The following is a 16,808-nucleotide window of genomic DNA, read 5'->3' as shown; positions in this document are numbered from 1 at the left end:
ACGGGTGCTGCGGTCTGCGGGACCGGGGCCACGCACCGAGGAGGCACACCATCGTGAATTCCACCGCCGGCGCAGCACAGGGCGTGGTTCCCGTGCACCTGCTGAAAGGCCAGAAGGCGCTCGTCACCGGCGCCAATTCCGGTATCGGCAGGGCGACCGCCATCGGCCTCGGCCGCGCCGGCGCCGATGTGGGCGTGAACTATGTGGCCGACCGCGATGCCGCCGAGCAGGTCGTCGAGGAGATCAAGAGCTTCGGGGTGCGCGCTGCTGCGTACGAGGCCGACGTCTCCCAGGAGGAGCAAGTCGTCGCCATGGTCGACGGGATGGTCCAGGAGTTCGGCACGATCGACATCCTGGTGGCCAACGCGGGCCTGCAGCGGGACGCCCGGTTCGTCGACATGACACTCGCCCAGTGGCAGAAGGTGCTGGACGTCAATCTCACCGGACAGTTCCTGTGCGCACGGGAGGTGACGAAGGAGTTTGTGCGCCGTGGTGTCGTCCCGGAAGTGTCACGCGCGGCCGGAAAGATCATCTGCATGAGCTCGGTCCATCAGCTCATCCCCTGGGCGGGGCACGTGAATTACGCCTCCCAAGGGCGGCGTACTGATGATGATGCAGACACTGGCGCAGGAACTCGCTCCCCAGAAGATCAGAGTGAACGCGGTCGCCCCGGGAGCGATCAGGACGCCGATCAACCAGAGCGCCTGGGAGACACCCGAGGCCCGGGAGGAGCTGCTGAAGCTGATTCCCTACGACCGCATCGGAGACCCCGAGGACATCGCCCATGCCGTCGTCGCCCTCGCCTCCGACCTCATGGACTACGTCGTGGGGACCACCCTCTACGTGGACGGCGGGATGACCCTCTTCCCCGGCTTCGCCACCGGCGGCTGACCCTCTCCCTTCAAGCCCCGAACACGCTGGGACTCACCGGATGCGGCGCGCGGGAGTCGTAGGCTGCGGCCATGTGCGGAATCGTGGGATACGTCGGCGGACAGTCGGCGCTTGATGTGGTCATCGCGGGCCTCAAACGGCTCGAATACCGGGGCTACGACTCGGCCGGAGTCGCGGTGCTCGCCGACGGCGGGCTGGCCGCGGCGAAGAAGGCGGGCAAGCTCGTCAATCTGGAGAAGGAACTGGTGATCCGGCCGCTGCCGAGCGGATCCACCGGCATCGGGCACACCAGGTGGGCCACGCACGGCGGGCCGACCGACGCCAATGCCCATCCCCATCTGGACAACGCGGGACGCGTCGCCGTCGTACACAACGGGATCATCGAGAACTTCGCGACCCTGCGCGACGAACTGGCCTCGCGCGGGCACGAGCTGGCGTCCGAGACCGACACCGAGGTCGTGGCGCATCTGCTGGCGGAGTCGTTCTCGTCGTGCGGGGATCTGGCGGAGTCCATGCGTCAGGTGTGCCGGCAGTTGCAGGGCGCTTTCACGCTGGTCGCCGTGCACGCGGACGAGCCGGATGTGGTGGTCGGCGCGCGGCGCAACTCCCCGCTGGTGGTGGGAGTCGGCGAGGGTGAGGCCTTCCTCGCCTCGGACGTGGCCGCGTTCATCGCCCATACGCGCTCCGCCATCGAGCTGGGCCAGGACCAGGTGGTGGAGCTGCGCCGGGACAGCGTGACCGTCACCGACTTCGACGGGTTGCCGGCCGAGGTGCGCTCGTACCACGTGGACTGGGACGCGTCCGCCGCCGAGAAGGGCGGCTACGACTACTTCATGCTCAAGGAGATCGCGGAGCAGCCGAAGGCGGTCGCCGACACCCTGCTGGGGCGGATCGACGCGGAGGGCTCCCTCAGCCTCGACGAGGTGCGCATCCCCACATCGGTGCTGCGGGAGGCCGACAAGATCGTCATTGTGGCCTGCGGCACCGCTTTCCATGCCGGTCTGATCGCCAAGTACGCCATCGAGCACTGGACCCGGATTCCGTGCGAGGTGGAGCTGGCGAGCGAGTTCCGCTACCGGGACCCGATCCTGGACCGGCGGACGCTGGTGATCGCGATCTCCCAGTCGGGCGAGACGATGGACACCCTGATGGCGCTGCGGCATGCGCGCGCGCAGGGCGCGAAGGTACTGGCCATCTGCAATACGAACGGCTCGACGATCCCGCGCGAGTCGGACGCGGTGCTGTACACGCACGCCGGGCCCGAAGTGGCCGTCGCTTCGACGAAGGCGTTCCTGACGCAGCTGGTGGCCTGCTATCTGGTTGCGCTGTATCTGGGGCAGGTGCGCGGCACCAAGTGGGGCGACGAAATCCAGGCCGTCATCCGGGACTTGGCCCAGATCTCGGGCGAGGTCGAGAAGGTCCTGGAGACGATGGAGCCGGTACGCGAGCTGGCGCGCTCGCTCGCCGAGAAGAACACGGTGCTGTTCCTGGGACGGCACGTGGGCTATCCGGTGGCGCTGGAGGGCGCGTTGAAGCTCAAGGAGCTGGCGTACATGCACGCGGAGGGCTTCGCGGCGGGCGAGCTCAAGCACGGACCGATCGCGCTGATCGAGGAAGATCTGCCGGTGGTGGTCGTGGTGCCGTCGCCGCGCGGGCGTTCCGTACTGCACGACAAGATCGTCTCCAATATTCAGGAGATCAGGGCGCGAGGTGCGCGGACGATCGTGATCGCGGAGGAGGGGGACGAGACGGTCGTGCCGTATGCGGACCATCTCATCCGCATCCCGGCGACGCCCACGCTGCTCCAGCCGCTGGTCGCGACCGTGCCGTTGCAGGTCTTCGCCTGCGAGCTGGCGACGGCGCGCGGCAACGAGGTCGACCAGCCCCGCAACCTCGCGAAGTCTGTCACCGTCGAATGATCATCGGGGTGGGGATCGACGTCGCAGAGATCGACCGCTTCGCCGCATCGATGCGGCGCACCCCGGGAATGGCCGAACGGGTCTTCCTGGAGCGGGAGTTGCTGCTGCCCAGCGGGGAGCAGCGCGGTTATGCCTCCCTCGCGGCGCGGTTCGCCGCGAAGGAGGCAGTCGCCAAGGCGCTCGGCGCGCCGGCCGGGCTGCACTGGACGGACGCGGAGGTGTACGTGGAGGACAGCGGGCAGCCGCGGCTTCGGGTGCGCGGGACGGTCGCCGCGCGGGCGGCCGCACTCGGCGTGCGGTCGTGGCATGTGTCGCTCAGCCATGATGCGGGGGTGGCGTCGGCCGTGGTGATCGCGGAGGGTTGACCGTATGCGTACCGCTTACAGCGTGGAGACCGTACGGGCCGCCGAGGCCGAGTTGATGGCACGGCTGCCTCAGGGCGCACTCATGCAGCGGGCGGCCGCCGGACTTGCCGCCACCTGCGCGGCTCTGCTGGGGCGGGTGTACGGCGCGAGAGTCGTGCTGCTGGTCGGCGGCGGGGACAACGGTGGCGACGCACTGTACGCGGGGGCGCGGCTGGCCCGGCGCGGGGCAGGCGTCTCGGCGGTGCTGCTCGGGTCGCGCACGCACGAGGGCGGTCTTGCGGCCCTGCTCGGCGCGGGCGGGCGGGTCGCGGACGACCCGTTCGAGGTGCTTGCCGTCGCCGACCTGGTGATGGACGGCATCACGGGGATCGGCGGCCGGGGCGGGCTGCGGCCGGACGCGGTACCGGTGGCGCGGGCGGCGCGCGGGTCCAATGCGGTGATCGTCGCAGTCGACCTGCCGAGCGGGGTCGAGGCGGACACCGGGGAAGTGCGGGGCGAGGCGCTGCACGCGGACGCGACGGTGACCTTCGGGACGTACAAGCCGGGGCTGCTGATCGATCCGGCGCGCGAGTACGCGGGGACGGTGCGGCTCGTCGGCATCGGCCTGGAGGAACACCTGCCGTCGGTGCCCGACCTGGAGGCGCTCCAACACGAGGACGTGGCACGGCTGTTGCCGCTGCCGGCCGCGGAGAGCGACAAGTACCGGCGGGGCGTCGTCGGAGTGGCCGCCGGGTCCGCGCGCTACCCGGGCGCGGCCGTGCTCGCCGTGGCGGGCGCGCTGCGCGGCGGCGCGGGTGCGGTGCGGTACGTGGGGCCCGGCGCCGACGCCGTGATCGCCCGGTTCCCCGAGGCCCTGGTGCACGCGGGACCGCCGTCGAAGGCAGGACGGGTCCAGGCGTGGGTCGTCGGCCCGGGGCTCGGCGACGGGCTCGATCCCGTACGCGATGTGCTGGCCTCCGACGTCCCCGTGCTGGTCGACGCGGACGGGCTGCGGCTGCTCGACGCCGAGACGGTACGGGCCCGGAGCGCGCCCACACTGCTGACCCCGCACGCCGGGGAGGCGGCCGCGCTCCTGGGTGTGTCGCGCGAGGAGGTGGAGTCCGCACGGCTCGCCTCCGTACGCGAACTGGCCGCGCGCTACGGGGCGACGGTGCTGCTCAAGGGCTCGACGACACTGGTCGCCGCGCCGGACGACGGCCGGTCCCCGGTCCGGGTGAATCCGATGGGCACGTCGTGGCTGGCGACGGCCGGCAGCGGCGACGTCCTGTCGGGCCTCGCGGGCTCACTGCTCGCCGCGGGCCTGGAGGCACGGGACGCGGGCTCGGCGGCGGCCTACCTGCACGGCCTGGCGGCGCGCCGCGCGGCGTCGGAGGGAGTGCCGATCACGGCGTACGAGGTGGCCCAGACGCTGCGTTTCGCGTGGCGCGACGTGCAGTCCTGAGCCGCCAGGCCGTAGGGGGAGGGAGGGGTGGGGGAACGGCGTTCGTGAGCAACCGCACAGCCCCTCAGTCGTTCAAACCGCGACCTGTTGTACGAACACTCTCGTACCCCTCTGAGACACTGGGCCCGATGAGCCAGCCACCGCCCCTCCGAGCCCGTGCCGAGATCGACCTCGCGGCCCTGCGCGCCAATGTGCGCGCGCTGCGCGCCCGCGCGCCCCAGGCTGCCCTGATGGCCGTGGTGAAGTCGGACGCGTACGGACACGGCATGCTGCCCTGTGCCAAGGCCGCGCTCCAGGCCGGTGCGACCTGGCTCGGCACCGCCACGCCCCACGAGGCCCTCGCTCTGCGCGCTGCGGGCATCCAGGAGCGCGTGATGTGCTGGCTGTGGACCCCCGGCGGGCCCTGGCGCGAGGGCATCGAGGCCGATCTCGACATGTCGGTGAGCGGCCTGTGGGCGCTCACCGAGGTCACCGCCGCGGCGCGCCAGGCCGGGCGCGCGGCCAGGATCCAGCTCAAGGCCGACACCGGCCTCGGGCGCAACGGCTGCCAGCCCGCCGACTGGCCCGAGCTGGTGACCGCCGCGCTCGCCGCCGAGGCCGACGGCACGGTCGAGGTCACCGGTCTCTGGTCGCACTTCGCCTGCGCGGACGAGCCCGGCCACCCCTCGATCGCCGCCCAGCTGGACCAGTTCCGCGAGATGGTGGCGTACGCCGAGAAGGCGGGCATCGAGCCCGAGGTCCGGCACATCGCCAACTCCCCGGCGACGCTGACGCTCCCCGAGGCGCACTTCGATCTCGTCCGGACCGGCATCGCGATGTACGGCATCTCGCCCAGCCCGGAGCTCGGCACGCCCGAGGACTTCGGGCTGCGGCCGGTGATGACGCTCGCCGCCTCCGTCGCCCTGGTCAAGCAGGTCCCCGCGGGCCACGGCGTCAGCTACGGACATCAGTACGTCACACAGGCCGAGACGACGCTCGGCCTCATCCCCATCGGCTACGCGGACGGCATCCCGCGCCATGCCTCAGGACGCGGCCCCGTCCTGGTCGGCGGCGAGTGGCGGCGCATCGCCGGCCGGGTCGCGATGGACCAGTTCGTGGTGGATCTTGGCGGGCAGAAGATCCAGGAAGGCAGCGAGGCGCTGCTGTTCGGGCCGGGCCTGCGGGGTGAGCCGACCGCCGAGGACTGGGCCGAGGCAGCGGGCACCATTGCGTACGAAATCGTCACCCGCATCGGAACGAGGGTTCCGCGCGTCTATCTGAACGAGGACAGCGACGAGTAGGAGCGGCACGGTGAGCGAGACCAGCACGGGGGACGTCGTGGCGGCCGCGGCGACGGCCGCCACGACGGGGAACTGGCGCCGCGCGGGCATCGCCGGGGCCGCGATAGGCGTCATCGCAGCCGGTGCGGCCGCGGGCGTCGCGATCGAGCGGCTCACGGTCGGCCGCGGCATGCGCCAGAAGGCGCGGCTCGCGCTGGACGCGTCGGGGCCGTACGGCTCGTTGCGCGGCCTGCCGGGCACGGCCATCGCCGACGACGGCACCGAGCTCTACTACGAGACCGACGAGGTGGACCCGGAAGCGGGCGGCCCGCGCCGCCGCAGGCTCTTCGGCCGCAAGGCCCCGGCTCCGGTCACCGTCGTCTTCAGCCACGGCTACTGTCTGAGCCAGGACTCCTGGCACTTCCAGCGCGCCGCCCTGCGCGGCCTGGTGCGCACCGTGCACTGGGACCAGCGCAGCCACGGCCGTTCGGCCAGGGGCGCGTCGCAGTCGGGACCGGACGGCGTGCCGGTCTCCATCGACCAGCTGGGCCGCGACCTCAAGGCGGTCATCGACGCGGCCGCTCCCGAGGGACCGCTGGTGCTGGTCGGCCACTCCATGGGCGGCATGACGATGATGGCGCTCGCCGGCCACTTCCCCGAGCTGATGAGGGAACGGGTCGTCGGGGTCGCCTTCGTCGGCACCTCCTGCGGAAAGCTCGGCGAGGTCAGTTACGGCCTGCCGGTCGCGGGCGTGAACGCCGTGCGCCGGGTGCTGCCCGGGGTGCTCAAGGCGCTCGGCTCGCAGGCCGAGCTGGTCGAGCGGGGCCGCCGCGCGACCGCCGATCTCTTCGCGGGCCTGATCAAGCGCTACTCGTTCTCGTCCAAGGACGTGGACCCGGCGGTGGCGCGGTTCGCGGAACGGCTCATCGAGTCCACCCCGATCGACGTGGTCGCGGAGTTCTACCCGGCCTTCGTCGAGCACGACAAGGCCGAGGCCCTTCCCGCCTTCCGCGAGGTGCCGGTGCTCGTGCTGGCCGGTGACAAGGATCTGGTGACGCCGAGCTCGCACAGCGAGGCGATCGCGGACCTGCTGCCGGACTCGGAGCTGGTGATCGTGCCGGACGCCGGACATCTGGTGATGCTGGAGCACCCGGAGGTCGTCACGGACCGTCTTGCGGACCTGCTGGCCCGGGTCGGCGCGGTGCCGGCACCGGCTAACGTTGGCCCGTATGGAAGCACCGCACAGCCAGGCGGCTGAGTCTGCCGCCCGCCTCCCCGTCGATTCACCCGAGCAGATGCAGGACTTGGGGCGCAGACTCGCGAAACTGCTGCGCCCGGGCGATCTGGTGATGCTCACCGGCGAGCTCGGGGCGGGCAAGACGACGCTGACCCGGGGCCTTGGCGAGGGCCTGGGCGTGCGCGGCGCCGTCACCTCACCGACGTTCGTGATCGCCCGTGTCCATCCCTCGCTGACCGGTGGCCCCGCCCTGGTCCATGTGGACGCGTACCGGCTGGGCGGCGGGCTCGACGAGATGGAGGACCTCGATCTCGATGTCTCGCTGCCGGAGTCGGTGGTGGTCGTGGAGTGGGGCGTCGGCAAGGTCGAGGATCTCTCGGACGACCGGCTGCATGTGCTGATCCACCGGGTGGTGGGTGACACCGAGGACGAGCGGCGTGAGGTGACGCTGACGGGGTTCGGCGCGCGCTGGGCAGCGGTCGATCTCGCCCTGCTGGCCGGTTGACGGCCCCGTTTGTGTCCGTTCCGACAAGACGTCGGCAAAATGTTGCGCGGGCAGCACCGGGCGTGGTCACATGGTAGTGAGACCTGGTTAGGTCTGCCTAACCACGCCTGCCCCCGGAGCTTTTGGAGGCGACCATGTCGGCATCCGAGCGCGAATCCCAGCCGCGGCAGCAGCCGGCCGAGCCGGTGACGGCGTCGCCGTCGGCCGTGTCGATGCGTGATCTGCTGGCGTCGTGCGCGGCGGCCAGCGCGGTCTCCACCCCGCCGCGCGAGGAACGGCTCCCCGGGGAGCGTGAATCGCGGCGCGACGCCGCGTAGCCCGTTCGGGGGTTATCGGACGACGACGACCTTCGTGCCGATGGCCGCGAACTTCCAGATCGCGTCGCCGTCCGCCCGCTTCATCCGTACGCCGCCGGTCTTCCTGGCCGGGTCGGGGCTCGCCATCGCCCCGTTCACCGCGGCGCTGAAGCCGATCGACACATCGTCGATGCTCGCGAACCGCACCACATGCTCGACGGGCACCCCGTCGGAGCCGGGAACGGTGCCGGACCGCGAGGTCACCGCGTACGTACCGGGCGCCGGGCTGACCGTCGACGGCATGACCTCGATGGCTCGCTCCGCCCTCCCGTTCGCACCCACCAGCCAGACCCGCCGCTCGCCGAGCGAGTACACGACGCGCACGCCCTTGCCCGACTTCGCGGGCAGCGCCAGCGGGTTCTTGGACTTCGGCTGGGGGCTGCCGGGGGCCTGCGTGGACGGCGCCGCACCGGAGGTCGCGGGCTTGCCGAGCTGATCGGGGGCGCTCGCCGACGCCTGGTAGGCGAGGAAACCGACGACGGCCAGAGCTGCCGCCGTGAGCCCGGCCACGAGTCCCGAGCTGCTCCGTGCCACCACGCCCACCTTTCCCTTGTACGTATCCGTTGGTGACGGTAGCAGCACCGTTAGCTCCGACGGGGCACCGTGCCCCCGTCGCCGGAGCCGTAGGCTGTTTGCGTGCTCCTGCTCGCCGTTGATACCGCCACGCCCGCCGTCACCGCCGCCCTCCACGACGGCAGCTCCGTCGTCGCCGAGTCGTCCCGCATCGACGCGCGACGGCACGGGGAACTGCTGCTGCCCGCCGTCGACCGCGTCCTCGCCGGGGCCGGGGTGAAACTGGACGCCGTCACCGCCGTGGTGGCCGGCGTCGGCCCCGGTCCGTACACCGGACTGCGGGTCGGCCTGGTGACGGCCGCGACCTTCGGCTCCGTGCTGGGGGTGCCGGTGTACGGGCTGTGCACGCTGGACGGGCTCGCGTACGCCTCCGGCCTCGACGAACCGTTCGTGGTGGCGACGGACGCGCGCCGCAAAGAGGTGTACTGGGCGCGGTACGAATCGGCCCGGGCGCGGGTCGGTGAACCCGCCGTGGACCGGCCGGCCGAGATCGCCGAGGAGGTCGCGGGTCTGCCCGCCGTCGGCGCCGGTGCGCTGCTCTATCCCGAGACCTTCCCGGACGCCCGCGCGCCCGAGCACGTCTCGGCCGGTGCGCTGGCCTCGCTGGCCGCCGAGAAGCTGGCCGCGGGGGACGGCTTCCTGCCGCCACTGCCGCTGTATCTGCGCCGGCCCGACGCCCAGGTCCCGAAGAACTACAAGGTGGTCACGCCCAAGTGACCGAAGTACCGACCGCCGTGCTGCGTGAGATGCGCTGGTGGGACCTGGAGCCGGTGCTTGCGCTCGAGCATGCGCTCTTTCCCGAGGACGCCTGGTCGGCCGGGATGTTCTGGTCCGAACTGGCTCATGCGCGCGGCCCGCAGGCCACCCGCCGCTATGTGGTGGCCGAGGCGGACGGCAAGGTCGTCGGATACGCGGGCCTCGCGGCCGCCGGCGGCCTCGGAGACGTACAGACCATCGCCGTCGCCCGCGAACAGTGGGGCACGGGACTCGGGTCCCGGCTCCTGGCCGATCTGCTGCAGCACGCCACCGCCTTCGAGTGCGACGAGGTGCTCCTCGAAGTGCGCGTGGACAACACCAGGGCCCAGAGGCTGTACCAGCGCTTCGGCTTCGAGCCCATCGGATTCCGCCGCGGCTACTACCAGCCGGGCAATGTCGACGCCCTCGTCATGCGGCTCCACGTACAAGGAACAGAGACTTAACTGATGGCTGACGAACCGCTCGTACTCGGCATCGAGACCTCCTGCGACGAGACCGGCGTCGGCATCGTCCGCGGCACCACCCTGCTCGCCGACGCCGTCGCCTCCAGCGTGGACACGCACGCCCGCTTCGGCGGCGTGGTGCCCGAGATCGCCTCGCGCGCGCATCTGGAGGCGATGGTTCCGACCATCGAGCGCGCCCTGAAGCAGGCGGGCGTCTCGGCGCGCGACCTCGACGGCATCGCGGTGACGGCCGGGCCCGGTCTCGCGGGCGCGCTGCTGGTCGGCGTCTCGGCGGCGAAGGCGTACGCGTACGCGCTGGGCAAGCCGCTGTACGGCGTGAACCACCTGGCCTCGCACATCTGCGTCGACCAGCTGGAGCACGGCAGGCTGCCGGAGCCGACGATGGCGCTGCTGGTGAGCGGCGGCCACTCGTCCCTGCTGCTCGCGCCCGACATCACGTCGGACGTACGGCCGCTGGGCGCGACAATCGACGACGCGGCGGGCGAGGCCTTCGACAAGATCGCGCGGGTGCTCGACCTGGGCTTCCCGGGCGGTCCCGTGATCGACCGGCTGGCGAAGGAGGGCGACCCGGCGGCGATCGCCTTTCCGCGCGGTCTCACCGGCCCGCGCGATGCGGCGTACGACTTCTCCTTCTCGGGGCTCAAGACCTCGGTGGCCCGCTGGATCGAGGCGAAGCGCGCATCGGGCGAGGAGGTGCCCGTACGGGATGTGGCGGCGTCGTTCCAGGAGGCGGTCGTCGACGTACTGACCCGCAAGGCGGTGCGCGCCTGCCAGGACGAGGGCGTGGACCATTTGATGATCGGCGGCGGAGTGGCCGCGAACTCGCGGCTGCGGGCGCTGGCCGAGGAGCGGTGCGAGCGGGCGGGCATCCGGCTGCGGGTGCCGCGGCCGGGACTGTGCACGGACAACGGCGCGATGGTGGCGGCGCTGGGCGCGGAGATGGTGGCGCGGGGCAGGCCGGTGTCCGACCTGGAGCTGTCGGCGGACTCCTCGCTGCCGGTGACGGACACGCATGTGCCGGGTGCCGCGCATAGGCACGACCATGTGCACGAGATCAGCAAGGACAACCTCTACTCATGACGATTGCGTTGATGTGGGAGGCCCGGGCGGCCCAGGGCCGGGGTGGTGAGCTGCTGGAGTGGGCGCGGGCCCAGGAGCTGGCGCGGGAGCCACTGCGCCGGGAGACCTTCCGTGCGCCGCAGGACCGGGTGCTGGTGATCACCTGGTGGGAGGGGTCCGACGTGGGCGCGGAGCTGCCGGAACTGCCGGAGCCGACGGCGGACTTGATCACGCGGCCGGCGCACCGCTGGCGCTTCGAGTCGGTTGACGTCGACTGAACGGGGCCGTGCAAGTGGCGGCTTCGGGCCGTACCGGTGACCGCTGATCCGGCCCTACCGGTGGCCGCTCCGGAAAAACCTCAGAAGAATCTGCCGGAGGATGTCGATCCGGCCGTCTCCCGTTCGACGCATGGGTGAGAGGCGGGGAACGGCCCTGCTCACCCGACCCGAGGAGCCACCATGCCGCGCTACCTGACCATGGTCCGCGTCAACGAGAACGAGATGCCCGCCGAGGGCCCCAGCCCCGAGCTCATGGAGCGGATGGGCAAGCTGATCGAGGAGATGACCAAGGCGGGGGTCCTGCTCGACACCAACGGGCTGACCCCGACCTCGCAGGGCACCCGCGTCACCTGGTCCGGCGGGAAGCTGACCGTCACCGACGGGCCCTTCACCGAGAGCAAGGAAGTGGTCGGCGGATACGCCATCCTGCAGGCCAAGGACAAGGCCGAGGTCCTTGAGTGGACCAAGCGGTTCCTGCAGGTCCACGAGGACCACTGGAACGTCACCTCCGAGATCCGCGAGATCGCCGAGGGCTGAGCGGCCCTCCGCTTGCTCGCCCTCCCTGCGGCTGCTCTGATGGGTGGCCGTGACGGCAGCAAGCGCGGTTGAAGCGGTATTCCGGATCGAGTCCGCCCGGATCATCGCCGGTGTCGCCCGCATCGTGCGGGACGTGGGCATCGCCGAGGAGATCGCGCAGGACGCTCTGGTCGCCGCGCTGGAGCAGTGGCCTCAGTCAGGTGTTCCGGACCGGCCGGGCGCCTGGCTCATGGCCACTGCCAAGCACCGCGCGATCGATCTCGTACGGCGCAAGGAGACCTATGCCCGCAAGCTCGCGGAGGTCGGGCGTGCCCTGGAGGACGTGCCGCCGCCCGAGCCGGCCGACGCCGAGGACATCGACGACGACCTGCTGCGGCTGATCTTCACCGCCTGCCATCAGGTGCTGTCGACGGACGCACGGATCGCCCTCACACTGAGGCTCCTCGGCGGCCTGACCACCGAGGAGATCGCGCGCGCCTTCCTGGCCACGGAGCCGACCGTCGCCCAGCGCATCGTCCGCGCCAAACGCGCCCTCGCCAAGGCGGGCGTCCCCTTCGAGGTCCCGTACGGCTCCGAGCGCGCCGAACGCCTTTCGTCGGTCCTGGAAGTCATCTACCTCGTCTTCAACGAGGGCTACTCGGCGACGGCGGGCGACGACTGGCAGCGCCCGGCGCTCTGCGAGGACGCGCTGCGGCTCGGCCGGGTGCTGGCCGGCCTCATGCCCCAGGAGCCCGAAGTCCACGGCCTGGTCGCACTGCTGGAGATCCAGGCCTCCCGCACGGCGGCGCGCACCGGCCCGGACGGCGAACCGGTGCTGCTCGCCGACCAGAACCGCTCCCGCTGGAACCAAATGCTGATCCGGCGCGGCTTCGCGGCGCTGGCACGGGCGAACGCGGCTGCGGGTGGTCCCCCCGGCCCGTACGCCCTCCAGGCAGCGATCGCCGCCTGCCACGCCCAGGCGGTGCGATACGAGGAGACGGACTGGCCGACGATCGCCGTGCTGTACGGCCGGCTCGCGGCGCTCACCCCGTCCCCCGTCGTGGAGTTGAACCGCGCGGTCGCGGTCTCGATGGCGGAAGGACCTAAGGCGGGGCTCGCGATGGTGGACGAGCTGGCCGCCGAACCGGCCCTGAAGGACTACCACTTGCTGCCGAGCGTGCGCGGGGACCTGCTGGCACGGCTCGGGCGTACGGCGGAGGCGCGGGCGGAGTTCGAGCGTGCGGCATCGCTGACGCGCAACGAGCGGGAGAGGGAGCTGTTGTTGGCCCGCGCCTCCGAGTGCGCACCGGGCGGTCGATAGGGTCGGACACATGTCCAGCCGCACTCTGCCCCCGCCCCCGCCGCCTGCGGAAGTACGCTGCTGGCCCGACCGCGAGGCGCTGCTCGCCGACCGGGCGAAGGCGATGGAGGAACTGCACCGGCTGAGCATCGGGGTGTCGCGGCTGTTGCTGCTGTGGCTGACGGCGTTCGGCCTGGCGGTGGGGTGGGGCCTGGCCGGCGCGGCACTGAAGACCTTCGAGGCGAGCCTCGACGTGTTGAGCGCACTGTTCGGGGTGATCTGCGCGTGCCTGGCCGCCGGGTTCCTGATCCCGACCGGGATCGTGATCGGTCTTGGTGTCCGCCGGGACAGGACCGTCCGTGAACGGCTCACCCAATGGTCGTCCCTGGACCGCGACCCGACGAGCGACGCCCGCTTCCGCTCGCCCGGAGTGAGCCTGTGCTGGTTCGTGCCGTCGTTCCTGCTGTGCGCGCTGGGACTCTGGCTCTCTTTCGCCACCCCGGCAACGGCGGAGCGCGGCCAGGAGACGTACGCCGACGTCACGATGCTGATGGGCCTTGGGCTCATCCTCTGGCTGACGGGTCTGCTCGGCATCGCGAAGGCGGTGAGCCACTTCCGGTGGGCGGTGCGGCTGCTGACGGCCGTACCGGCGGCGGCGAGCGGCGGGGGCGCGCACCGCTGACGTCGGCTCAGGGGCGATGGCGCGTGCGCATGTGGGGGCAGCGGTCCAGGCCTCCTGCGGATTTGCTGCCCGAGTACTTGTGGCTCCCCCTACGGCATGGTCGGCGGGCAGCCAAACAACCGGGCCTGACAGCAGAGCAGTTGCAGACGAAAAGGAGGATGTGACGGCGCTTACGCAGGCCGACCGACCAGCATTGTCGGCGCACCCGCCACCCGGGTCAGAAAGACCGTCGCCGTATTCGGCCCCCGCAGCTTCACCTTGCGGCGCAGTTCCTCCGGCTCCACCGCCGAGCCGCGCTTCTTCACCGTCAGTACGCCGACATCTCGCTCCCGCAGCAGCGCCTTCAACTTCTTGAGATTGAAGGGGAGTTCATCGGTGATTTCGTACGCAGTGGCATACGGCGTCGGGCGCAGTTCGTCCGAGGTGATGTACGCGATCGTCTCGTCGATCAGTCCGCCGTCCAGTTCCTGCGCAACCTCGGCGACCAGATGCGCGCGGATGACGGCGCCGTCCGGCTCGTACAGGAAACGGCCGACCTTGCGGACCTCGGGGTCCGGCAGCCCGCGGCCGGTCAGCGAGCGCGGGCCGGGGAGCAGGGTGGCCCGTACCGTGCGGGGGGCGGTGCCGAACCAGAGCACGGCCTCCTTCACATCGCCGTGGTCGGAGATCCACTCCGCCTCGGCGTCCTCGGGGACGGCCTCGTGCGGGACCCCGGGGGCGATCTTGAGGGCGGCGTGCGGGCGGGTGCGGGCCGCGTCGATCGCCCAGGACAGGGGCGGGGAGTACGCCTCCGGGTCGAAGATCCGGCCGCGTCCTCCCCTGCGGGCCGGGTCGACGAAGACCGCGTCGTACGAGGATGTGTCGATCTCGGTGACATCCGCGCACCGGACCTCGATCAGCTCCGCGAGACCCAGCACCTCGGCGTTCGCGCGCACGGTCTGGGCCGTCAGCGGGTCCCGGTCCACCGCCAGGACCGAGATGCCCGCCCGGGCCAGCGCGATCGCGTCGCCGCCGATGCCACTGCACAGGTCCGCCACGCTCCGTACGCCGAGGGCGGCGAAGCGCTCGGCGCGGTACGTGGCGACGGAGCAGCGGGTCGCCTGCTCGACGCCGTTCGGCGTGAAGTACATCCGGCCCGCGTCCTCGGGCCCGAACTTGGCGGCCGCCCGCTGCCGCAGCCGCGCCTGCCCGAGCGCCGCCGAGACCAGTTCCGCCGGGTGCTCGCGGCGCAGCCGGGTGGCGACGGCCAGTTCCTCGGACGGGTTGTAGTCGGCCAGCCAGTCCAGCAGCGCCCGCCCCTCCGCGGTGAGCAGAGCGGCGAAGGAGGCAAGGGGATCGAGGTCGTTCACCCGGCCCATTGTGGGCCAGCCGGGGGATGGTGCGCCCGCGGGCGGCGGTGTCGGCCGGGCCGTACGGACCCGTGCTGACAGGATGCGGCGCCATGCAGCTAGTACGACAAAAGTCAAAAAGGCCGCCAAATGGGGCGCGAGTCGGCGGGGCCCGTGCCGTCCTGGCCGTGCTCCTGGTCGCCGCCCTCGGCTCCGCCTGCACCGTCGGGTCCCCTGACCTCGGCAGTGGCGCGGAACCTGCCCCCGGTCAGCAGCCGAAGCAGCCGCCGGGACCGGCCGGCGCGCTCTCCGCATACGTTGCGAAGGTGAAGCGTGCCCAGGCGGCACGGGCGTTCGCCGCCAAGAAGTGGGGCCTGGCGAAGACCCCGCTGGCCGCGCCCCAGCCGCCCGCCGAGAAGCCGCGGATCACCACCCGCAAGGGCTTCGAGGTGGAGGGTGGCGAGTCGCTGCCACCGGTCTTCACCACGGTGCCGGTCAAGGAGAAGATTGTTTTCCTGACGATCGACGACGGTGCGGAGAAGGACCCCGCCCTGCTCCGGATGATGAGCGATCTCCAGATCCCGTACAGCGCCTTTCTCAGCGACTACTTGATCCACGACAACTACGACTACTTCAAGCAGATGCAGGACCACGGCGTCGCCCTGCAGAACCACACCCTCAACCACCGATACCTGCCCGGCCTTTCGTACACCCAGCAGAAGCAGGAGATCTGCGGTCAGCAGGTCAAACTCGAGAAGAGGTACGGAAAGAGGCCCCCGCTCTTCCGCCCGCCGTACGGCAACTACAACCAGGACACGCTGCGCGTCGCTCGGTCGTGTGGTGTGAAGGCCGTGCCCCTGTGGGCCGCCGAGGCTTTTCCCGATCACATGGAGTGGCGGGAGTGGGACCGGGACCTGCACCCCGGCGACATCATCCTCACGCACTTCCGTGGCCGCCATGACTGGAAGGGCACCATGCCCGACATGATCCGGCGGGTGATGAAGACGGTCACCGACAAGGGCTACGCCGTGGCGAGGCTGGAGGACTACGTATGACACGGGCGCACCGGCTGCTCGCCGGGCTGCTGGCGGCCGGCGCGCTGCTCATCGCGGGGTGCGCACAGTCGGTGGACCCGATCGAGCGCCTTGGGCGCAAGGCCGCGCAGAAGGTCACCCCCGGCGCCGGCGCGCCCGGCTCCGCGGTGCACAAGAGATGGGGGCTGGCCGGGCCGCTCGCCGCCGCGCCGAAGCCGCCTGCCCACCGGCTTTCGACGGCGTATGTGGTGGACCGCGTGCACACCCCCGACAAGGTCGTCTTCCTCACCTTCGACGAGGACGCTGCGCACGACCCGCAGTTCGTCCGGATGACCACCGAGCTGAAGCTGCCGGTCAGCATCTTCCGTCCGAGCGCCCGTTCCGACCTGCGCACCCTCTCGTACGAGAGGCAGCGCGCCGAGATCTGCGGGCAGCGGGGGCGCCATCTGTTCCGCCCGCCGCACGCGACGTACAACGAGGACACACTGCGGGCGGCGGCGGACTGCGGGATCCGTGCGGTGGTGCTGGCCAGGGAGTACGCGGAGGGCGAGCGGCTCCACCCCGGCGACATCGTGCGGGCGGAGGCGAGGACGACGGCGTGGCTGCTGCGCCGCATCCAGGAGCAGGGGTACGCGGTGGCGCGCCTGGAGGACTACGTCTGAGTTGGGCGCCGAGAGCGGGGGCGATGGCGCTGAGCGGGTGCCGAGAAAGCCAAGCCGGACCGGGACTCGCCGGGCCGGACTGCGCGGGACGGGGACTACGTCACTTGGGACTGCGCCGGGCGGGAGTTACGCCGGACGGGGGCTACGCCGGGCGGGGCAGCGTCCGTCTCGCGCTGCGCCCGA

The 16,808-nt window shown here is 71.5% G+C and carries 18 protein-coding genes and 1 pseudogene; 17 read left to right on the top strand and 2 right to left on the bottom strand.

What is annotated here, in order from left to right:
* Positions 1–98 precede the first annotated feature (98 nt).
* From OG729_RS16075 to OG729_RS16040, 8 genes and pseudogenes are all read left to right on the top strand, one after another.
* Positions 99–891, top strand: a pseudogene (locus OG729_RS16075) (SDR family oxidoreductase).
* A 71-nt stretch (positions 892–962) separates the two neighbouring features.
* The gene (gene glmS / locus OG729_RS16070; protein ID WP_405806706.1) at positions 963–2,810 is read left to right on the top strand and encodes a glutamine--fructose-6-phosphate transaminase (isomerizing); all 1,848 of its coding nucleotides are present in this window, start codon (positions 963–965) and stop codon (positions 2,808–2,810) included.
* Positions 2,807–3,175, top strand: a complete 369-nt coding sequence (locus tag OG729_RS16065; protein WP_360878918.1) for a holo-ACP synthase — start codon at positions 2,807–2,809, stop codon at positions 3,173–3,175. The genes glmS and OG729_RS16065 overlap by 4 nt, the downstream gene beginning before the upstream one ends.
* A gap of 4 nt (positions 3,176–3,179) precedes the next feature.
* Positions 3,180–4,616 (top strand): NAD(P)H-hydrate dehydratase, encoded by a 1,437-nt coding sequence (locus OG729_RS16060; RefSeq protein ID WP_405806704.1) that lies wholly within the window; start codon positions 3,180–3,182, stop codon positions 4,614–4,616.
* A 128-nt stretch (positions 4,617–4,744) separates the two neighbouring features.
* Positions 4,745–5,896 carry an alanine racemase gene (gene alr / locus OG729_RS16055; RefSeq protein WP_405806702.1) on the top strand — a complete coding sequence of 384 codons (1,152 nt, stop codon included), beginning with the start codon at positions 4,745–4,747 and terminating at the stop codon, positions 5,894–5,896.
* Positions 5,897–5,906: 10 nt separating this feature from the next.
* Positions 5,907–7,133, top strand: a complete 1,227-nt coding sequence (locus OG729_RS16050) for an alpha/beta fold hydrolase (RefSeq protein WP_405806700.1) — start codon at positions 5,907–5,909, stop codon at positions 7,131–7,133.
* Complete coding sequence (gene tsaE / locus OG729_RS16045; RefSeq protein ID WP_360884062.1) at positions 7,105–7,617, top strand: tRNA (adenosine(37)-N6)-threonylcarbamoyltransferase complex ATPase subunit type 1 TsaE; 513 nt, start codon at positions 7,105–7,107, stop codon at positions 7,615–7,617. The genes OG729_RS16050 and tsaE overlap by 29 nt, the downstream gene beginning before the upstream one ends.
* Positions 7,618–7,751: 134 nt before the next feature.
* Complete coding sequence (locus OG729_RS16040) at positions 7,752–7,934, top strand: hypothetical protein (protein ID WP_360884065.1); 183 nt, start codon at positions 7,752–7,754, stop codon at positions 7,932–7,934.
* Between the two features lie 12 nt (positions 7,935–7,946).
* Here OG729_RS16040 and OG729_RS16035 read toward each other — a convergent pair whose 3' ends face one another.
* Entirely contained in the window at positions 7,947–8,507 is a 561-nt protein-coding gene (locus tag OG729_RS16035; RefSeq protein WP_405806698.1) for a L,D-transpeptidase, read from the bottom strand.
* 102 nt (positions 8,508–8,609) lie between these two features.
* Between OG729_RS16035 and tsaB the strand changes: the two genes are divergently transcribed.
* From tsaB to OG729_RS16000, 7 genes are all read left to right on the top strand, one after another.
* On the top strand, positions 8,610–9,263 hold the full coding sequence (tsaB, locus tag OG729_RS16030) for a tRNA (adenosine(37)-N6)-threonylcarbamoyltransferase complex dimerization subunit type 1 TsaB (protein WP_405806696.1): 654 nt from the start codon (positions 8,610–8,612) through the stop codon (positions 9,261–9,263).
* Positions 9,264–9,292: 29 nt separating this feature from the next.
* Entirely contained in the window at positions 9,293–9,745 is a 453-nt protein-coding gene (gene rimI / locus OG729_RS16025; protein WP_360884141.1) for a ribosomal protein S18-alanine N-acetyltransferase, read from the top strand.
* Positions 9,746–9,748: 3 nt separating this feature from the next.
* The gene (gene tsaD, locus OG729_RS16020; RefSeq protein WP_405806695.1) at positions 9,749–10,846 is read left to right on the top strand and encodes a tRNA (adenosine(37)-N6)-threonylcarbamoyltransferase complex transferase subunit TsaD; all 1,098 of its coding nucleotides are present in this window, start codon (positions 9,749–9,751) and stop codon (positions 10,844–10,846) included.
* Positions 10,843–11,103, top strand: coding sequence for a hypothetical protein (locus tag OG729_RS16015; RefSeq protein WP_360884077.1), 261 nt, complete (start codon positions 10,843–10,845; stop codon positions 11,101–11,103). The genes tsaD and OG729_RS16015 overlap by 4 nt, the downstream gene beginning before the upstream one ends.
* Before the next feature lie 180 nt (positions 11,104–11,283).
* Positions 11,284–11,640: a YciI family protein gene (locus OG729_RS16010; protein ID WP_360884080.1), complete on the top strand. Its 357-nt coding sequence runs from the start codon at positions 11,284–11,286 to the stop codon at positions 11,638–11,640.
* Between the two features lie 49 nt (positions 11,641–11,689).
* The gene (locus OG729_RS16005) at positions 11,690–12,940 is read left to right on the top strand and encodes an RNA polymerase sigma factor (protein ID WP_405806693.1); all 1,251 of its coding nucleotides are present in this window, start codon (positions 11,690–11,692) and stop codon (positions 12,938–12,940) included.
* 10 nt (positions 12,941–12,950) lie between these two features.
* On the top strand, positions 12,951–13,601 hold the full coding sequence (locus tag OG729_RS16000; RefSeq protein ID WP_405806692.1) for a hypothetical protein: 651 nt from the start codon (positions 12,951–12,953) through the stop codon (positions 13,599–13,601).
* 170 nt (positions 13,602–13,771) lie between these two features.
* On the opposite strand, the gene OG729_RS15995 is transcribed toward OG729_RS16000, so the two are convergent.
* The gene (locus OG729_RS15995) at positions 13,772–14,959 is read right to left on the bottom strand and encodes a THUMP-like domain-containing protein (RefSeq protein ID WP_405806690.1); all 1,188 of its coding nucleotides are present in this window, start codon (positions 14,957–14,959) and stop codon (positions 13,772–13,774) included.
* An 83-nt stretch (positions 14,960–15,042) separates the two neighbouring features.
* Here OG729_RS15995 and OG729_RS15990 point away from each other — a divergent pair, with 83 nt between their 5' ends.
* Both OG729_RS15990 and OG729_RS15985 read left to right on the top strand, forming a co-directional pair.
* Entirely contained in the window at positions 15,043–15,984 is a 942-nt protein-coding gene (locus OG729_RS15990) for a polysaccharide deacetylase family protein (protein ID WP_405806689.1), read from the top strand.
* A complete protein-coding gene (locus OG729_RS15985; RefSeq protein ID WP_360884092.1) occupies positions 15,981–16,625 on the top strand; it encodes a hypothetical protein in 645 nt (214 codons plus the stop codon). Before OG729_RS15990 ends, OG729_RS15985 begins: the two co-directional genes overlap by 4 nt.
* The last annotated feature ends 183 nt before the right edge of the window (positions 16,626–16,808 follow it).

It is taken from the genome of Streptomyces sp. NBC_00210, from assembly GCF_045160975.1.
In the GTDB taxonomy this organism is placed as follows: domain Bacteria; phylum Actinomycetota; class Actinomycetes; order Streptomycetales; family Streptomycetaceae; genus Streptomyces.
Note: the sequence above shows the minus strand (reverse complement) of the source record. Positions and strands in the feature narration are given on the sequence as shown.